A 15,985-nucleotide genomic window follows, 5' to 3' on the forward strand; every position below is an offset into this window, starting at 1 on the left:
CCCCACAGGAGAGGACGACGCATGTCCCGGACCCGTCTGACGTTCGGCCTGATGCTGCAGGGCGCCGGCAGCCACATGAATGCGTGGCGTCATCCGAGCAATCCGCCCGATGCGAGCGTCAATCTCGACTTCTTCATCCGCAACGCCCGCAAGGCCGAGGAGAACGGGATCGCCTTCGCGTTCGTCGCGGACGGGCTCTACATCAACGAGAAGTCGATCCCGCACTTCCTCAATCGCTTCGAGCCCCTGACGATCCTCTCGGCCCTGGCGGCGAGCACGACGAGGCTCGGCCTCGTGGGGACGGTCTCGACCTCCTACAGCGACCCGTTCACCATCGCCCGGCAATTCGCCTCTCTCGACCTGATCAGCAGCGGCCGGGCGGGCTGGAATGCCGTCACGTCGCCGTTGGAGGGATCGGGACGGAACTACAGCCGCCCCCACCCCGAGCATGCCCGTCGCTACGAGATCGCGCAGGAATATCTCGACGTCGTGAAGGGCCTCTGGGATTCCTGGGACGACGATGCCTTCGTCCGGGATCGCGAGACCGGGCAGTTCTTCGCGCGGGACAAGCTGCATGCGCTGAACCACCGGGGCCGCTTCTTCCAGGTCGACGGCCCGCTCAACATCCAGCGCTCGCCGCAGGGACAGCCCGTGATCTTCCAGGCCGGGGCGTCCGAAGCCGGGATCGGCCTCGCGGGCCGGCATGCGGACGCGGTCTTCGCCACGCATGTCCCGATCGAAGACGCGCAGGCCCTCTACCGCAACATCAAGACGAGTGCCGTCGCCCATGGCCGGCGGGCCGACGACGTGAAGCTTTTCCCCGGCGCCGGCCCGATCGTCGGGCGCACGAGCGCCGAGGCCGAGGACAAGTATCGGGCGATCCAGGCGCTCGTCTCGATCGACGACGCCATCGCCTATCTCGGACGCTACTTCGATCACCACGATTTCTCGGTCTATCCGCTCGACGCGCCCTTTCCCGATCTCGGAGAGATCGGGCAGAACAGCTTCCGGTCGACGACCGATCGCATCAAGCGCAACGCTGCGCTGAAGCGCCAGACGCTGCGCGAGGCGGCGCTGGAGGCCGTCACTCCGCGCACCGACCTCGTCGGAACGGCGGAGGAGGTTGCCGGCATCCTGATCGAAAGGGTCGAGAAACAGGCGGCCGACGGCTTCGTGCTCGGCTTTCCGGTGATCGGCGAGGGCCTCGACGACTTCGTCGACCTCGTCGTTCCCGTCCTCGAGGCGCGCGGCGTGTACGATCGCGCGCTGCCCGGCCAGACCCTGAGGGACCATCTCGGGCTGCCGCGCCGGGAAAGCCGCTACGCCCCGCGGGACGAAGCCGAACCGTCGCGCAGGGCCGGCTGACATGAATGTGGAGACGATTGTCCCCGATCAGGGCACCGATCCGGGGATCGCCGCGTCGCTCGACGACTTCGTCGCCCTTCGGCGGGATTTCCACATGCATCCGGAGCTCGCCTTTCGCGAGGCCCGCACGAGCGCGATCGTGGCCGAACGGCTCCGGAGCTACGGCTACGAGGTGACGACAGGGCTCGCGGGCACGGGGATCATCGGCGAACTGAGCAGGGGGGCGGGCCGGCGCCGGCTCGGCCTGCGGGCCGACATGGACGCCCTGCCGATCCGGGAGCAGACGGGCCTGCCCTATGCCAGCACCATCGAAGGCGTGATGCATGCCTGCGGGCATGACGGGCATACGGCGATCCTCCTTGCGGCCGCCAGGCGTCTTGAGCCTCGAACCATCGCATCAGCGCGGCTGCGCTCGCCTCGTGGCGCGCGAGTCGCGCCTCCAGCGTGTCGAGGCGATGGAACAGCCGCGTGCAGGTCTGCGGTGACACTGCGCCGTTGCCACTGATCCTCAGCTGGCGCCGCAAGGCGGCCAGATCGGGCTCCGTCCGGGCCAGAACCACGCCGCCCGGCGTGTCTCCGTAGCCGCCCTCGTATTTGGTCGTGGCCTGGATGGCGATGTCGATGCCGTTCTCGATCGGCTTGAAGCGCGCGTGGCTCGCCCAGGTATTGTCCATGGCGGTTCTCACGCCGGAACGCCGAGCCAGCGCGACGATCCCGCCGAGATCGGGAATCTCGAATGTTCCGCTTCCGGGAGCCTCGACATAGAGCAGCACGTGCTGCGTGCCGTGCCGTTCGGCCGTGGCCTCGAGAAGCGCGCCGATATCCGCCACCGAGGCGCCGGCCGCATAGGTGACGAGGTCGGCCCGGCTGCGCTCCCGCATATAGCGGTAGGCCGGATAATAGACATTCTCGGGAAGGAGGATCGCCGTCGGTGCGAACGCATCGATGGTCGTCGAGACGGCGGACAGGCCCGACGGGCAGATGATTGCGCCCGGCGCACCGTGCAAGGCCGCGAGCTTCCGACACACCGCGTCCGCCTCCGGAGACTGGACGATGCCGTATTCGGCGCCCCCGTAGGGTGCTTCGCCGCTCTCGTCCGCCGCGGCATAGGCGGACAGCGACTCGAAACTCACGCTGCTCTGCCCGAACGACCCCGCCTTGGAGGCAAGGCGTGCCTGGCCCAGTCCCGCCGGATTGAGGTGGCCTTTCACCCGGGCCGGATCGACGATCGGCTGGTGGATGCGACGGGTCGCGGGCTTGCAGGTCGCCAGGAATGCGCCGCGCAAGAGGGTCTTGCGGGCGGGTGGGGACGGTTCGGTTTCCGCATTCGCGGGGCGGTGCTGCCCTATCGGCATGATCAGCGTGGTCCTGGCGGTTCGGAAGAGCCATCGAGCCGCGGGCGGAGGCGGAGAACCACTCCGCTTCGTCGACAATCCGATGCGAGCCTCGCCACGCGATACCACGCCCGAGGCCCGCAGGCTTCGATCCCGGCCGTCGCTACGCGGCCGGGCCCGCGAAAGGCGGAGACAGATAGCGCTCTCCGCTGTCGGCGATGATCGCGACGATCAGCTTGCCGGCGTTCTCGGGACGGCTCGCGAGGACCGAGGCGGCGAAGAGCACCGCACCCGACGAGGTGCCGGCCAGGATGCCCTGATCGCGCGCGAGCGCTTGGGCATAGTCGCGCGCCTGGGCGGTGTCGGTGACGATGACCTCGTCCACGACCTCGGGATCGAAATTCTCCGGAAGGAGCTCGCGGTCGATGTCGGTCACCTTGTGGACGCCTTCGATGGCGTCGGCATACGGGTCGTTCGCGGACGGCACGGAACGCGGCGCCGGTTCGACGACCACGACCTTCACGCCGGGTTTGCGCGATTTCAGGTACCGCCCGGTTCCGGAGATCGTCCCGCCCGTGCCCACCGCAGCGACGAAGATGTCCACTTCGCCCTTCGTATCCCGCCAGATTTCGGGGCCTGTCGTTTCGAAATGAACCTGGGGATTGGCCGGATTGCCGCGCTGGTTCGTATAGAACGCGCCGGGGTTCTCCTCCTTCAGGCGGTTGATGATCGTCTTGATGGCGTCGGGTTCGAGGAATTCCTTGTTGTCGATGAGGACGACCTCGGCTCCGTACTGCCGAAGAAGGTTCACCTTGTCCTGGCTGATCGTGTTGCGGAGGTAGAATTTCGAGCGGTACCCGCGGGCGGCTGCAAGCGCGGCGAGGCCGATCCCGGTATTGCCGCTGGTGAGGTCGACGATGAGCTGGCCCGGCTTCAGCTGGCCGCTCGCCTCGGCGTCCCGGATGAGGCCCAAGGCGGTGCGGTCCTTGATGCTACCGGCGGGGTTCAGATACTCGATCTTCCCGACGATGCGCGCGCCGAGATGGCGCGCCGCACCGAAGCGATCGAGCTCGAGCAGCGGTGTATTGCCCACCAGAGCATCGAACGTGTCGCGTTTGCTCGCCATTCACTCGTTCCTCGGTTTCCCGTCCATGCGGCCGCCCGGCAGCTGCGCGGCAGGTTTTGGCGACGCGGGACATGCGCCGCCTGATGCGTCATCGGATCGGACACGGCTGCGGTCGCCGCTTGCAGGTCAGACGAGGTAGGCACGCGCCAGGCGCAGCCAGAAGGTCGCCGCCGGCCCGATCAGCGCGTCGTCGAAGTCGTAGCGGTCGCTGTGCAGGGCTGCGCTGTCGCCGTTGCCGACAAAGAAGAAGCTGCCGGGCGCTGCCTGCAGGAGATAGCCGAAATCCTCGCTCGGCATGCGCGGCTTGAAGCCGTTCTCGACGCGGTCAGGACCGAAGGTGGCGAGGGCGACCTCGCGTGCGAACAGCGTCTCCGGCTCGTGGTTGAGCAGCGCCGGCAGGCCGCGACGATATCGAACATCGGCGCGCGCGCCATACGTCTCGGCCTGGGTCCGAGCGATGGCGGTGATGCGTTCCTCCAGCCGGTCGCGGACATCGGCGTCGAAACTGCGGATCGTGAGCTTGAGGTCGACCGCTTCGGGGATGACGTTGGACGCCTCCCCGCCATGGATCGAGGCGACCGTGACGACGGCGGCGTCGCGCGGATCGACGTTGCGCGACACGACGCTTTGCAGCGCCAGCACGATGGCGGAGGCAGCGAGGACGGGATCGACCGTTTCGTGCGGAGTGGCGCCGTGTCCGCCTTTGCCCGTCACCCGGATCTCGGCCTTGTCGACGGCGGCCATCGCCGGCCCCGGCACGAAGCCGAATTGTCCGCGTCCGACACCGGGCCAGTTGTGCAGGCCGAACACCGCGTCGACGGGAAACCGCTCCAGCAATCCGTCGGACAGGAGGCGCTGCGCGCCCGCACCGATTTCCTCTGCCGGCTGAAAGACGAGGGTCAGGATGCCGGAGAAGTCCTCGTCGGCAATCCTTCGTGGCGGATATTCTCAGCCCCGCGCGGGCGGCGAGCCCTTACCACGACCGCTTCCTGCGCTATTTCGGGAAGGGAAACAGTCTTTTCTCCGTGCTGTTCGACGAGGCGGTCCCGCCCGATCGGCTCGATGCGTTCGTCGACAGCCTCCTCCTGTTCCGGATCGCGGAGAGCTGGGGCGGCCATGTCTCGCTCGTGCTTCCCGTGCATCCACCGCACCGCAAGCCCGAGTCGCTGCCCAAGGGCCGGCTGCTTCGATTCCATGCCGGACTGGAAGAGGTCGGAGACCTCATCGAGGATCTCCGGCAGGCCTCGCGCGGGGCCGCGCTGGTCGACCCGTAGCGGCATCGCTCCGCCGGCATGCCGGCGATCTTCGCCGGCTCATCGCTGCGGGTCGAGGATATCGTTCAAGCCGTCGCCGAGGAGGTTGAGGCCGAGGACGGCGGCGACGATCGCGAGACCCGGCAAGGTCGCGACGTACCAGTCCGTGCGCAGCACCTCGCGGCCGGCTCCCACCATTCCGCCCCAACTCGCGACGTTGGGATCACCGAGCCCCAGAAAGGCGAGGCTGGATTCGGTCAGGATCGCGCTCGCCACCAGAATCGAAGCGGAGACGATCACCGGTGCGAGCGTGTTCGGCAGGATGTCGAGTACGATGATGCGCCAGTGCGGCACGCCGAGCGAGATCGAGGCCTGGACGAAATCGCGATGGCGGATCTTCAGGACCTCCGCGCGGACGAGACGGGCAAGGCTCGGCCAAGCCGTCAGGCCGATCGCGACCACGATGCTCGGGATGGAGGGCTGCAGGATCGCGACGATGGCAAGGGCGAACAGGAAGGGCGGAATGGTCTGAACGAGTTCGGTGATCCGCATCAGAACGGCGTCGACCCTGCCGCCGTAGAAGCCGGACAGCGCCCCGAGCGTCACGCCGATCACGATGGAGACGAGCGTCGCCACCAGGCCGATGACCAGCGACACCCGGGCACCGTGCAGGATCCCGGCCGCGATGTCGCGGCCCAGCATGTCCGTTCCGAGCACGTGAGCCCGATCCGTTCCGGGCCAGATGAAGGGTGCGGCGACCATGTCGAGCGGATCGCCGGGATAGAGAACCGGCGCCGCCAGCGCTCCCGCCAGGACGAGAAGCAGGATTACGCCACCCGTGATCGCCGAGGTGTTGGCCCGGATCCGCTGCGCAAGCCGGGCACGCCGCCGGCCTCCCTCTTGTCGTGCGATTGCGATCGTCGCCATCTCAGCCGATCTCCACGCGCGGATCGAGCAGCCGATAGGCGAGATCGACCGCGATGTTCACGAGAACGACCAGGACCGAACTGGACAGCAGGATGCCGAGGAGGAGGTTGAGGTCGCGCTGGAAAAGCGACTCGAAGGCCAGCCGCCCGAGGCCGGGCCAGGAAAACACGGTTTCGACGAGGATCGCTCCGCCGAGGATGGAGCCGATCTGCATCCCGAGCATCGTGACGACCGGAAGGAGGGCGTTCCGCAGCACATGACGGGCCGCGACGTTGCGGGGCGATACCCCCTTCGCGACGGCCGTGCGGATGAAATCCTCTCCGTAGACCTGGAGCATCGAGGCCCGCATCAGCCGCGTATAGATCGCGAGGTAGAACAACCCGAGCGTCAGCGCCGGAAGAACGAGGTGTCGAGCAACGTCGACCGCATAGGCGATTCCCGTATATCCCGCCTCGATCGTCGCCATGCCGCCGACCGGCAGCCAGTCCAGCCAGACGGAGAAGACGACGATCAGCACGACACCGATCCAGAAGACGGGCGTTGCGTAGAACAGCAATGCCACCACCGAGACGACCGTGTCCGTGAGCCGGCCCGCGTGGCGCGCCGCGAGGAAGCCGAGCGCCGACCCCAGGATGGACGCGAAGCCGATGCTCGCTCCCATCAGCAGCATCGTCGCCGGAAGCCGGTCGAGGATCAGCCACGAAACGGGCATGCCCTGACGGAACGAATAGCCGAGATTGAGGGTCAGGATGTTGCCGATATACTTGGCAAACTGGACGTGAACGGGCTGATCCAGGCCGAATTGCTGGCGCAAGGCCGCCATGAATTCGGGAGTGGCCGCCCCCGCCTCCCCCGCCAGGACCTCCGCCGCGTCTCCGGGTGCGAGGCGCAGCAGGAAGAAATTGACGACGGCGATCCCGAGCACGACGAACACGATCTGGCCGAAACGGCGCGCCGCATGCAGCGCGCCGTCCCGAAGGACATCGCGAGTCAATTCTTCTTCTCCGGCTCGTCCAGCCAGGCTTCCGTCAGGGCGCCGAAGATCTGATCGCCCCGCGTGACCGCGTTCCGGAGACGCGACGAATAGACGTTGAAGAATCTGAGCTCGACAAGCGGCAGCGTCGGCAGCTCGGTCTGGGCGAGAACCTGGAAGCGCTTCCAGGCCTGGATGCGCTTCGTCGGATCGGGCTCGCTCTCGACGGCCTTGAAGATGGAATCGGCTTCGGCGCTCCGAAAGCCGGATCCGTTTGACCAGGGGATGTTCTTGCCCGCGAAGGCCGAGGAATAGAGCCGCGCCACGCCCAGCTGCGGGTCGGGGAAGGAGCCCGACCACGAGCTCGACAAATCGAAGTCCCGGTCGCCGTAGACGCGGCGGGTGAACGCAGCCGTATCCTGCCCCCGCAGCGTCACCTCGATGCCGACGCGCTTGAGCGACTGCTTCACGAACTCGCCCGTCCGCCGGTAATCCTCTCCGTAGGGCAGGAAGTCGTGCGTGATGGTGAGGCGCGTTCCATCCGGCCCGCGCTTCAGCCCCGCCTCGTCGAGCAACGCCTCCGCCTTCTTCGGATCGAACGGATATTTCGGCACTTCGAGGTCGTGGAAGGCGGCAAGCGTCGAGGGGACCGGCGAGATCGCGGCCTTTCCGAAGCCGAACCAGACGAGCTTGATCAGGGCCTCGCGATCGATCGCATGGGCCACGGCGCGCCGGACGCGCGCGTCCTTGAAGTGCCGCGAGTCGACGTTGAAATCGAGGTAAAGCCAGGGTGAGAGCCAGTCGTAGCCCTGCGTGCCGACCTTGACGGTCGGAAGCTTCGCCAGCCTCTCCGCGTCTCGGAGGGGGATCGGGCTGAGCGGCGCGTAATGGATGTCGCCCTTCTCGAGCCCGGCCGCGCGGGCGGCACCGTCCGGCACGACCCGGAACACGATCCGGTCGAGATAGGGCTTGCCGGCATCCCAGTAGTTCGGATTGCGCTCAAGCAGGATGTGGCTTCCCTTGACCCATTCCTTGAACACGAAGGGCCCCGTGCCGACCGGCTTCGCGTTATGCGGGTTCGTCAGGACGTTCGTGCCTTCGTACAGGTGCTTCGGCAGGATCTGCGCACCGTTGCCGTTCAGCATGCTGAACAGCGCGACCGAGGGTTCGGCGAGCTTGAACACGACCGTATGCGGATCTGGCGTCTCGGCGCTCGTGATGTTGCGGAACAGCGCCGGGTTGCGGGGGTTCAGCGGCTTCCAGACATGTTCGAGGGACCATTGAACGTCGGCGGAGGTGAAGGGCTTGCCGTCGTGCCAGGTCACGCCGCGCCGCAGATGGAAGGTGATGGTCCGGCCGTCGGGGCTGGTCTCCCACCGCTCGGCGAGTTCAGGCTGCGGCTTCAGGGCGAGGTCGTATTTCACCAGTCCGTCGAAAATGTTCCCGCCGACGATGCCGGTCGGGGCAGCGGCCAGGACCGCCGCCGTCAGCGAGACGGGCTCGGGCTGGATGATCGCATTCAGCGTGCCGCCGCGGCGCGGTTCCCCGGCGGCGTGGGCGGACGGCGCGAGAGAGAACGCGGGCAGAAGCGCGAGGAGCGCGACCCCTTGAGCGAAGGCGCGGCGGGACATCATGGCAGGGCTCCGGAAGTTCGGGATCAGTTCGAGCGGGGACGCGCGTCGATGGTGAAGTCGCGGAAGGAGCCGTAGACCTGATCGCCCGTGATGGGGTGCCGGAGGTTCGCCGCTTCGACGGTGAAGAACTTGAGCTCGAGCAGCGGCAGCGTCGGAAGATCCCCGAGCACGATCCGCTGAAACTGCTTGAACAGCGCGATGCGCTTCGCGGGGTCGGGCTCGCCCTGCACGTCGGCGATGATCTTGTCGACGGTCGGATTGCGGTAGCCGGAGGCGTTGGTCCAGGGGACATTCTTGCCGATCGAATCCGACCAGTAGGCGCGGGTGACGCCGACCTGCGGGTCGGAGAAGGCGGCGAACCAGGTGATGGCGATGTCGAAGTCGCGGTCGCCGTAGACCCTCCGCGTATAGGCGGCGGTATCCTGGCCGCGCACGTTGACGTCGATGCCGACCCTCTTCAGCGACGCCTTGATGAACTCGCCCGTGCGCTTGTAGTCGTCGCCGTAGGGAATGTAGTCGAGACTGAGCGCGAACCGGGTGCCGTCGGCCTTTCGCTTGAGGCCGGCCTCGTCGAGCAGGGCTTCCGCGCGCTTGAGGTCGAGCGGGTATTTCGGCGCCTCGCGATCATGGAAATCGGGCAGCGTCGAGGGGACGGGGCTCGTCGCTGGGACGGCGAAGCCGTACCAGACGACCTTGGCGAGAGCCGACAGGTCGATCGCATGCGCCAGTGCGCGCCGCACCCGGACGTCCTTGAGAAAAGGCCGGTCGACGTTGAAATCGGCGAAGAGCCAAGGCGACAGCCACTCGTATCCGCGCGTTTCCACCCGCAGGTTCGGGGATTTCGACAGCCGCTCCGCGTCGCGCAGGGGCACGGGGCTGAAGACCGCGTATTGCACCTCGCCTTTCTCGAGCGCCGCCGAGCGGGCGGCCGCGTCCGGAATCACCTTGAAGATCACGCGGTCGAGATAGGGCTTCGTCTTGTCCCAATAGTTCGGGTTCCTCTCCAGGACGATATGGCTGCCGCGGCTCCATTCCTTGAACACGAAAGGCCCGGTTCCGATCGGCTTGTTGTTGTGCGGATTGTTGAGGATGTCCGTTCCCTCGTAGAGATGCTTGGGAAGGACCTGGGCGCCGTTACTGTTCACGGAGCTGAGGATCGCCACCGATGGCTGGCTGAGCCGCAGGATCGCCGTCCAGTCGTCGGGCGTATCCACGCGCGTGACCTTGGCGAAGGTCACTTGGTTGCGGGGATGGATCTTCTGCCAGACGTTCTCGAGCGTCCACTTCACGTCGGCCGAGGTGAAGGGCTTGCCGTCATGCCAGGTCACGCCGCGACGCAGGTGGAAGGTGATGGAGAGGCCGTCCGGCGCAACCTCCCAGCGCTCGGCGAGAGCCGGGATGGGTTTCAGATCGGTGCCGTAATCGACGAGCCCGTCGAAGATCGAGCCGCTGACGACCCCGGTCGGCGCCGCCGTAGTCAGCGCCGCGGTCAGGCTGACCGGCTCCGGCTGGACGATCGCCGTGAGCGATTTCGATGCCTCGACCTGAGCAAACGCCGCACCGGTTGTGCACACGGCCGCTGCGAGCGCCCCGAACCTCAGCCAGATAGCCTTCATAGAAACCCTAGCCCCGCTTTGCCCGAGAAACATGATCATTTGATTGTTGTATCGTGAAGGTATCTTCGACGAAATAATTTGGTCAACCGCAAATTATGGATGCACCTTTGCTTAATCAATAATTGGTTCATTTGACTTTGATTGCCGACTACATGGGCGGTTTCATTTCATGAACATGGGCGCCGTGGAGGAGTTTTTTCTCTGACCCCAACGAACCGTCCCGGGTCAACGGGCGCTGGCTGGCTCGGAGGCCCCGACGGCCAGCGCGTTCTGATGCTTCAGCGCGCGGTTCGCCGACCGCGCCGCGCCGACACGGAGGCTCGAAAGCGAAGACCGAATGAAGGTTGTCTTGAACCTTTCTGCCTTTTCCTTCTCCGAAGCACCAAAAGGAAAATATCTCCTCAGCCATCACACAAAAATAGATTTATAATATATAGACACGTTCCTTCTGGTGAGAGACTGTATTCTCTCAGTCGCGCACCTGAGAGGGTTGCTAGGCACCCTCGCCTTTATGAGGCTTGGAACGACAACCAGCCTGTAGCGCGGCGATCACGCCTCCAGCGCTGACCGTGGTCACGCCGCAGCGGCCGGAGACCGCGCGGCCTTGAAAGGAAAACGATGAGCGCGGTGGCGAGTGCCCGGAGTTTGGACCCGCTCGATCCCGATTGGACCATCGACGTCCCGAGGACGCATGACGAGGCGATCGTCGTCGCCCGGGCTCTGGCCGCCGATTTCGCACCCGGCGCATCCGACCGAGATCGCGATCGCGTCCTTCCCTGGGCGGAGGTCGAACGGTTCTCGCGGAGCGGGCTCTGGGCGATCCAGGTGCCATCGGCCTATGGAGGGCCGGACCTTCCCACCGCGACCCTGACGAGCATCATCCGGATCATCGCCGAGGCGGATCCGTCCATCGCCCAGATCCCGCAAAATCATTACTGCTTCGTCGAGCATATCGCTCGGATCGGCTCGCCCGAGCAGAAGGATTACTACCTCGATCGGGTCCTGAAGGGCGACCGTTTCGGCAACGGCTTCTCTGAAAAGACCGGCAAGACGATCAGGGATATCCAGACCCGCTTCGAGGATCGCGGCGACCACTACATTCTCAACGGAGAAAAATTCTATTCCACTGGCGCGCTCTTCGCCCATTGGGTTCCGGTCGTCGGGCTCGACCCGGACGGCAAGCCCCTGGTCGCGATCCTTCCCCATGATGCGAGCGGGCTCGATATCGTGGACGACTGGTCGGGCTTCGGCCAGCGCACGACGGCCAGCGGCACACTGCGCGCCCGGGACGTGCGCGTCGAGCCGGCGCAGCTTCTCTATACGCGGCGAGCATACGAGGTCCCGACGGCCGCCGGCCCCTATGCACAGATCAACCACGCCGCGATCGATACCGGCATCGCCTCGGCGGCGCTGGCGGACCTCGTGCGCTTCGTGCGGGAGCGGTCGCGCCCCTGGATCGATTCCGGTCTCGACCGGGCGTCCGACGATCCGCACGTCATCCGGGATGTCGGGCGACTGACGACGGCGCTCCACGCCTCGGAGGCGTTGCTGGAGCGCGCCTCCCATCTCTTGGATGCCGCACGCGCCGCCCCGAGCGAGGACACGGTCGCGTCCGCCTCGCTCGCGACGGCCGAAGCGCGCATCGCGAGCACCGAGATCGCCATCGAGGCGACCACAAAGCTGTTCGAACTCGCCGGCACGCGCTCCGCGCTCGAGGCCGACAATCTCGATCGACACTGGCGCAACGCCCGCGTGCACACGCTGCACGATCCGGTGCGCTGGAAGCATCACGCGGTCGGCGACTTCGTCCTCAACGGGCGCAAGCCGCCCCGGCACGCCTGGCTCTAGCCCCTCCCCTCGCTCAACCGACAAGGAATACGACTGTGCCGACTGCTTTATCGAGGCGCCTGCTGATCGGGGCCGCCGCGTTCATCCTGGCTGCGACACAGGCTGCGGCCGCGGAGCCGTTGAAAATCGGCGTCAGCGCCGGTCCGCTTGCCGACGTGCTCAAGCTCACCAACGAGATCGCGAAGAAAAAGGGCATCGAAGTCAGGCTCGTCGAGTTCACCGACTGGATCACGCCGAACGAGGCCGTGAACAGCGGCGATCTCGACGCCAACTTCTTCCAGCACGCCGCCTTCCTCGCGACCCAGAGCGCCCATCGCGGATTCAGGCTCGTCCAGGTCGACAAGGCCGGCGTGATCGTGCCGGTCGGCCTGTTCTCGCGGAAGATCAAGTCCCTCGACGAGATCAAGGAGGGCGATCGCGTCGCGATCTCGAACGACACGATCAATGGCGGCCGGGCCCTTCTGCTCCTGGAAAGAGCCGGGCTGATCAAGCTGAAACCCGGCATCGGGCTGCGGGCCACGCCGCTCGACGTCGTCGACAATCCGAAACGGCTGCGGTTCGTCGAACTCGACGCCGCCCAGATTTACCGCTCCCTGGACGATGTGACGGTCGGGATGGTCAACCTGACCTTCCTCATCCCGGCCGGCGGAGACCCGCGCTCCGCCCTGATCGTGGACCGGACAGTGGAGGACCAACTCGTCCTGCGCTTCGTCAGCCGGCCGGAGAACAAGGACGATCCTCGCCTGCGCTCCTATGTCGACGTGTTCAAGTCGCCCGAGGTGAAGAGCTACATCGAAGCGAAACTGCCCGCCTTCATCGCGGCCTTCTGAGGCGACCATGACCAAGCACAACGACTGGACGGCGACCCCGTCCTCGAAGCGGCTCTCGGCGCTCGGTCCCGAGCCGTTCCAGCGCTTCGTGGATTTCGAGCGGGCGGCCTTCAAAGCCGGCGCCCTTGATCGGAAGACCAAGGAATTGATCGCGATCGCCGTGACGCTGACGACGCAATGCGACAGCTGCATCACCCACCACACCCATGCGGCCAAGGCCGAAGGTGCCACGGACGAAGAGATCGCGGAGGCCGTCTTCGTCGCGATGGAGCTCCGGGCCGGCGCGGCACTCAGCCATTTCCGCTCCGTCCACGCAGCTCTCACGGAGATCGCTGCCGCCGAGCGGCGGGAGGCGGCAGAGTGAGCCGGGCGACGACAACGATGAGCCTCGAACCCCGCCTCTCTGTCGAAGGCATCTTCGATCACGCGCCGGGCGCGCTGGACGCGCTCAGGTCCATCCGGAAAGCTGTCGAGGAGACCGGCCTCGCCCCCAGGCTTCTGGAACTGGCCTTCCTGCGCGCCTCGCAGATCAACGGCTGCGCGTTCTGCGTCGGCCACCATCTGAAGGATGCGCGCCGGCTCGGGGTCCCGGACCGGCTGCTCCATCTCCTGCCGGTCTGGCGGGAGGCTCCCGACTTCAGCTCCGAGGAGCGGGTCGTTCTGGGCTGGACCGAGACCGTGACGCTCCTGCCGACCGGGCACGGCATCGACGATGCCGCATACCGGGAGGCGGCGGAGGCTCTCGGCGAAGCCGGAGTGGCCCGGCTCACGATCGCGCTCGGCTACATCAATGCCTGGAACCGCATCGGGGCCGTCTTCCGCCTGCCCATCCCGTCCTTCTGATCCCTACGCCGTTCAAGGTTTCCCGATGGCTTCGCTCATTAGTCTTCGCTCCATCCGCACCGAGCCTTACAGCGTCGATGAGGTCGAGGAGATCTTCCGACCGGTCTTCGTGCGGATTGCGGGAGGCGCGCTCGCGCGCGAGCAAGCCCGGACGCTGCCGTTCGACGAGGTCGGCTGGCTCAAGGAGCGGCGCTTCGGAGCGTTGCGGGTCCCGGTCGCGCATGGCGGCTATGGGCTCGACCATGCCGGAACGTTTCGACTTCTCATCGAACTCGCGGCCGCGGACCCCAACGTCTGCCACCTCTTCCGCGGCCATTTCGCCGTCGTCGAGGAGACGCTCGGCGACCCCGACCCCTCCATCCGGGCGGCCTGGCTCGACCGGTTCGGGCGGGGCGATATCGTCGGCAATGCCTCGACCGAGCCCGGCGAGGCCTCCGTCAAGCAGAAGTCGACCCGTCTCTCCCGGCGCGAGGGCCGGTGGCTGCTGAACGGCACGAAATTCTACACGACGGGCAGCATCTTCGCCGATTGGATCGACATCTCAGCGTCGCGGGAGGTCGACGACGCCTATGTCGCGGCTCTGGCCCCGAGGAATCATCCGGGCGTCGTGATCCACGACGACTGGGACGGTTTCGGGCAGAAGCTGACAGGGACCGGCACCGGCACCTTCACCGACGTGCCGGTCGAACCGAACAGCATCAGGGAGAGAGATGGGCGCCTGCCGTATCTCGCCGCGGCGCTCCAATCGGTCCTGCTCGCAACGCTCGCGGGCATCGCGCGATCGATCCTCGCCGATGGCACGGAGCAACTGCGCAGGCGGACGCGGGTCTTCAGCCACGGGAACAGCGACCTCGCCCGGAACGACCCGCAGCTGCAGCAAGTCATCGGCGAACTGGCAGCCGCCGCCTTTGCCGCGGAGGCACTCGTCTTCGCGACTGCCGATGCGTTCGGGGCCGCGGCGCGCGCGGCTCAGGATCCCGACCGCGCGGTCGCGATCGCCGCAGCGAGCCGGGTGGAGATCGCGGTCAACAAGGCCCAGGTCGCGATCGCCGACATCGTCCCGCGCGCCGCGACGCGCCTGTTCGATGCGCTCGGCGCCTCCGCTGTCCGATCCGATGCCGCGCTCGACCGCCACTGGCGGAACGCGCGCGTGGTCCTCTCCCACAACCCGGTCCTCTACCGGGCGAGGACGATCGGCGATCATCTTGTGAATGACGGGGCGCCGGATCTCGCCTGGAGCGTCGGCGTGAGCACGCAGGCGGGCTGACGACGCTGCGAGGACCCACGCTCGGCGGGCATCATTCGCAATGGCCGCCCCTCGGCGTTCAGATCACGCGAGGCAAGGCCGCCGGCTCGCCAACGAAGCGTCAGATGACATAGCCCGATGCCGTATAGGCGGCTTCGTTCAGTTGCTGGTCCATGACGCGTGAGGGCTCCGAACTGCCGCCGGAGCCGACCACGCGGGCCGGAACGCCGGCGACGGTGGCGCAGGGCGGCACGTCGTGCACGACGAGAGAGCCCGCCGCCACCCTCGAACAGGCTCCAACCTCGATCGCCCCGAAGATCTGGGCGCCGGCGCCGAGCATGGAGCCGTGTCGAATCTTCGGATGGCGATCGCCGCGGCCTGTTCCCGTTCCCCCCAGCACGACGCCGTGGAGGATCGATACATCGTCCTCGATCACCACCGTCTCGCCGGCGATGAACCCGGTCGCGTGATCGAGCATGACCCCGCTGCCGATACGGGCGCCCGGATGGATGTCCACCTGGAACACCTCCGAGGCCCGGCTCTGGAGCGAGAGCGCGAAGTCACGCCGCCCGACGGACCAGAGCCAATGGGCCAACCGATGGGCCTGCAAGGCATGGAACCCCTTGAAATAGAGGACAGGGTCCAGAAGCCGCTCGACAGCCGGATCGCGCTCGATGACGGCATTCGCATCCCGGCGCAGCCCCGCGCCGATCGCCGGATCGGCCGCGAGGGCCTCCGCGAAACCGTCCCGGATCGTATCCCCGGACAGGAACGGGCAGTCGAGCCGACTCGACACACGATAGGCGACCGCGTCCTCGAACCCCGTCCGCGCCAGGACGACCGGCCAGATCAGCGCCGTCAATTCCGGTTCGGCGCGCAGAGCCGCGCCGGCCTCCCGGCGCAGGGCGGCCCAGAGTCGATCGGCGGGAGCGTGATCGGAGCCGCCGGCCGGCCGGCGCGACGAGGCGTCAAAGGTGGCTGCCATGGTCT

The 15,985-nt window shown here is 66.8% G+C and carries 13 protein-coding genes and 3 pseudogenes; 8 read left to right on the top strand and 8 right to left on the bottom strand.

Features of this window, described 5'->3' with window-relative positions:
* The first annotated feature begins 21 nt into the window (after positions 1–21).
* On the top strand, positions 22–1,365 hold the full coding sequence (locus EV668_RS23735; protein WP_133774907.1) for an LLM class flavin-dependent oxidoreductase: 1,344 nt from the start codon (positions 22–24) through the stop codon (positions 1,363–1,365).
* A gap of 1 nt (position 1,366) precedes the next feature.
* A pseudogene (locus tag EV668_RS23740) lies at positions 1,367–1,777 on the top strand (M20/M25/M40 family metallo-hydrolase); the annotation flags it as partial.
* A 22-nt stretch (positions 1,778–1,799) separates the two neighbouring features.
* Here EV668_RS23740 and EV668_RS25480 read toward each other — a convergent pair.
* The 3 genes and pseudogenes from EV668_RS25480 to EV668_RS23755 form a co-directional block, all read right to left on the bottom strand.
* Positions 1,800–2,720 (bottom strand): annotated as a pseudogene (locus tag EV668_RS25480) (PLP-dependent transferase); the annotation flags it as partial.
* 142 nt (positions 2,721–2,862) lie between these two features.
* On the bottom strand, positions 2,863–3,825 hold the full coding sequence (locus tag EV668_RS23750; RefSeq protein WP_133774913.1) for a PLP-dependent cysteine synthase family protein: 963 nt from the start codon (positions 3,823–3,825) through the stop codon (positions 2,863–2,865).
* 126 nt (positions 3,826–3,951) lie between these two features.
* A pseudogene (locus EV668_RS23755) lies at positions 3,952–4,743 on the bottom strand (amidohydrolase); the annotation flags it as partial.
* Between the two features lie 17 nt (positions 4,744–4,760).
* Between EV668_RS23755 and EV668_RS23760 the strand changes: the two are divergent.
* Entirely contained in the window at positions 4,761–5,099 is a 339-nt protein-coding gene (locus EV668_RS23760) for a PLP-dependent transferase (RefSeq protein WP_166652617.1), read from the top strand.
* 39 nt (positions 5,100–5,138) lie between these two features.
* On the opposite strand, the gene EV668_RS23765 is transcribed toward EV668_RS23760, so the two are convergent.
* The 4 genes from EV668_RS23765 to EV668_RS23780 are packed head-to-tail and all read right to left on the bottom strand — an operon-like array spanning position 5,139 to position 10,228.
* On the bottom strand, positions 5,139–6,005 hold the full coding sequence (locus EV668_RS23765; protein WP_133774920.1) for an ABC transporter permease: 867 nt from the start codon (positions 6,003–6,005) through the stop codon (positions 5,139–5,141).
* A gap of 1 nt (position 6,006) precedes the next feature.
* The gene (locus tag EV668_RS23770) at positions 6,007–6,969 is read right to left on the bottom strand and encodes an ABC transporter permease (RefSeq protein ID WP_133775068.1); all 963 of its coding nucleotides are present in this window, start codon (positions 6,967–6,969) and stop codon (positions 6,007–6,009) included.
* A gap of 26 nt (positions 6,970–6,995) precedes the next feature.
* Positions 6,996–8,612 (bottom strand): ABC transporter substrate-binding protein, encoded by a 1,617-nt coding sequence (locus EV668_RS23775; protein ID WP_208111619.1) that lies wholly within the window; start codon positions 8,610–8,612, stop codon positions 6,996–6,998.
* Between the two features lie 23 nt (positions 8,613–8,635).
* The gene (locus EV668_RS23780) at positions 8,636–10,228 is read right to left on the bottom strand and encodes an ABC transporter substrate-binding protein (protein WP_133774922.1); all 1,593 of its coding nucleotides are present in this window, start codon (positions 10,226–10,228) and stop codon (positions 8,636–8,638) included.
* Between the two features lie 618 nt (positions 10,229–10,846).
* On the opposite strand from EV668_RS23780, the gene EV668_RS23785 reads away from it, so the two are divergent.
* From EV668_RS23785 to EV668_RS23805, 5 genes are all read left to right on the top strand, one after another.
* A complete protein-coding gene (locus tag EV668_RS23785; protein ID WP_133774924.1) occupies positions 10,847–12,076 on the top strand; it encodes an SfnB family sulfur acquisition oxidoreductase in 1,230 nt (409 codons plus the stop codon).
* A gap of 119 nt (positions 12,077–12,195) precedes the next feature.
* Entirely contained in the window at positions 12,196–12,906 is a 711-nt protein-coding gene (locus EV668_RS23790; RefSeq protein WP_245513405.1) for a MetQ/NlpA family ABC transporter substrate-binding protein, read from the top strand.
* Positions 12,907–12,913: 7 nt separating this feature from the next.
* Positions 12,914–13,270, top strand: coding sequence for a carboxymuconolactone decarboxylase family protein (locus tag EV668_RS23795; RefSeq protein WP_133774928.1), 357 nt, complete (start codon positions 12,914–12,916; stop codon positions 13,268–13,270).
* A gap of 17 nt (positions 13,271–13,287) precedes the next feature.
* Positions 13,288–13,749 (top strand): carboxymuconolactone decarboxylase family protein, encoded by a 462-nt coding sequence (locus EV668_RS23800; RefSeq protein WP_133774930.1) that lies wholly within the window; start codon positions 13,288–13,290, stop codon positions 13,747–13,749.
* 25 nt (positions 13,750–13,774) lie between these two features.
* The gene (locus EV668_RS23805; RefSeq protein ID WP_166652618.1) at positions 13,775–15,016 is read left to right on the top strand and encodes an acyl-CoA dehydrogenase family protein; all 1,242 of its coding nucleotides are present in this window, start codon (positions 13,775–13,777) and stop codon (positions 15,014–15,016) included.
* 100 nt (positions 15,017–15,116) lie between these two features.
* Here the strand turns inward: EV668_RS23805 and EV668_RS23810 are convergent, their stop codons facing one another.
* Positions 15,117–15,980 (bottom strand): serine acetyltransferase domain-containing protein, encoded by an 864-nt coding sequence (locus tag EV668_RS23810; protein ID WP_133774933.1) that lies wholly within the window; start codon positions 15,978–15,980, stop codon positions 15,117–15,119.
* Positions 15,981–15,985 lie beyond the last annotated feature (5 nt).

The sequence above is a fragment of the Enterovirga rhinocerotis genome, from assembly GCF_004363955.1.
Taxonomy (GTDB): Bacteria; Pseudomonadota; Alphaproteobacteria; order Rhizobiales; family Beijerinckiaceae; genus Enterovirga; species Enterovirga rhinocerotis.

Coding starts and splice junctions, on each gene's coding strand:
- EV668_RS23775 (WP_208111619.1), bottom strand. CDS start 8,612: ATGATGTCCCGCCGCGCCTTCGCTCAAGGGGTCGCGCTCCTCGCGCTT.
- EV668_RS23735 (WP_133774907.1), top strand. CDS start 22: ATGTCCCGGACCCGTCTGACGTTCGGCCTGATGCTGCAGGGCGCCGGC.
- EV668_RS23800 (WP_133774930.1), top strand. CDS start 13,288: ATGAGCCTCGAACCCCGCCTCTCTGTCGAAGGCATCTTCGATCACGCG.
- EV668_RS23750 (WP_133774913.1), bottom strand. CDS start 3,825: ATGGCGAGCAAACGCGACACGTTCGATGCTCTGGTGGGCAATACACCG.
- EV668_RS23780 (WP_133774922.1), bottom strand. CDS start 10,228: ATGAAGGCTATCTGGCTGAGGTTCGGGGCGCTCGCAGCGGCCGTGTGC.
- EV668_RS23810 (WP_133774933.1), bottom strand. CDS start 15,980: ATGGCAGCCACCTTTGACGCCTCGTCGCGCCGGCCGGCCGGCGGCTCC.
- EV668_RS23795 (WP_133774928.1), top strand. CDS start 12,914: ATGACCAAGCACAACGACTGGACGGCGACCCCGTCCTCGAAGCGGCTC.
- EV668_RS23785 (WP_133774924.1), top strand. CDS start 10,847: ATGAGCGCGGTGGCGAGTGCCCGGAGTTTGGACCCGCTCGATCCCGAT.
- EV668_RS23805 (WP_166652618.1), top strand. CDS start 13,775: ATGGCTTCGCTCATTAGTCTTCGCTCCATCCGCACCGAGCCTTACAGC.
- EV668_RS23765 (WP_133774920.1), bottom strand. CDS start 6,005: ATGGCGACGATCGCAATCGCACGACAAGAGGGAGGCCGGCGGCGTGCC.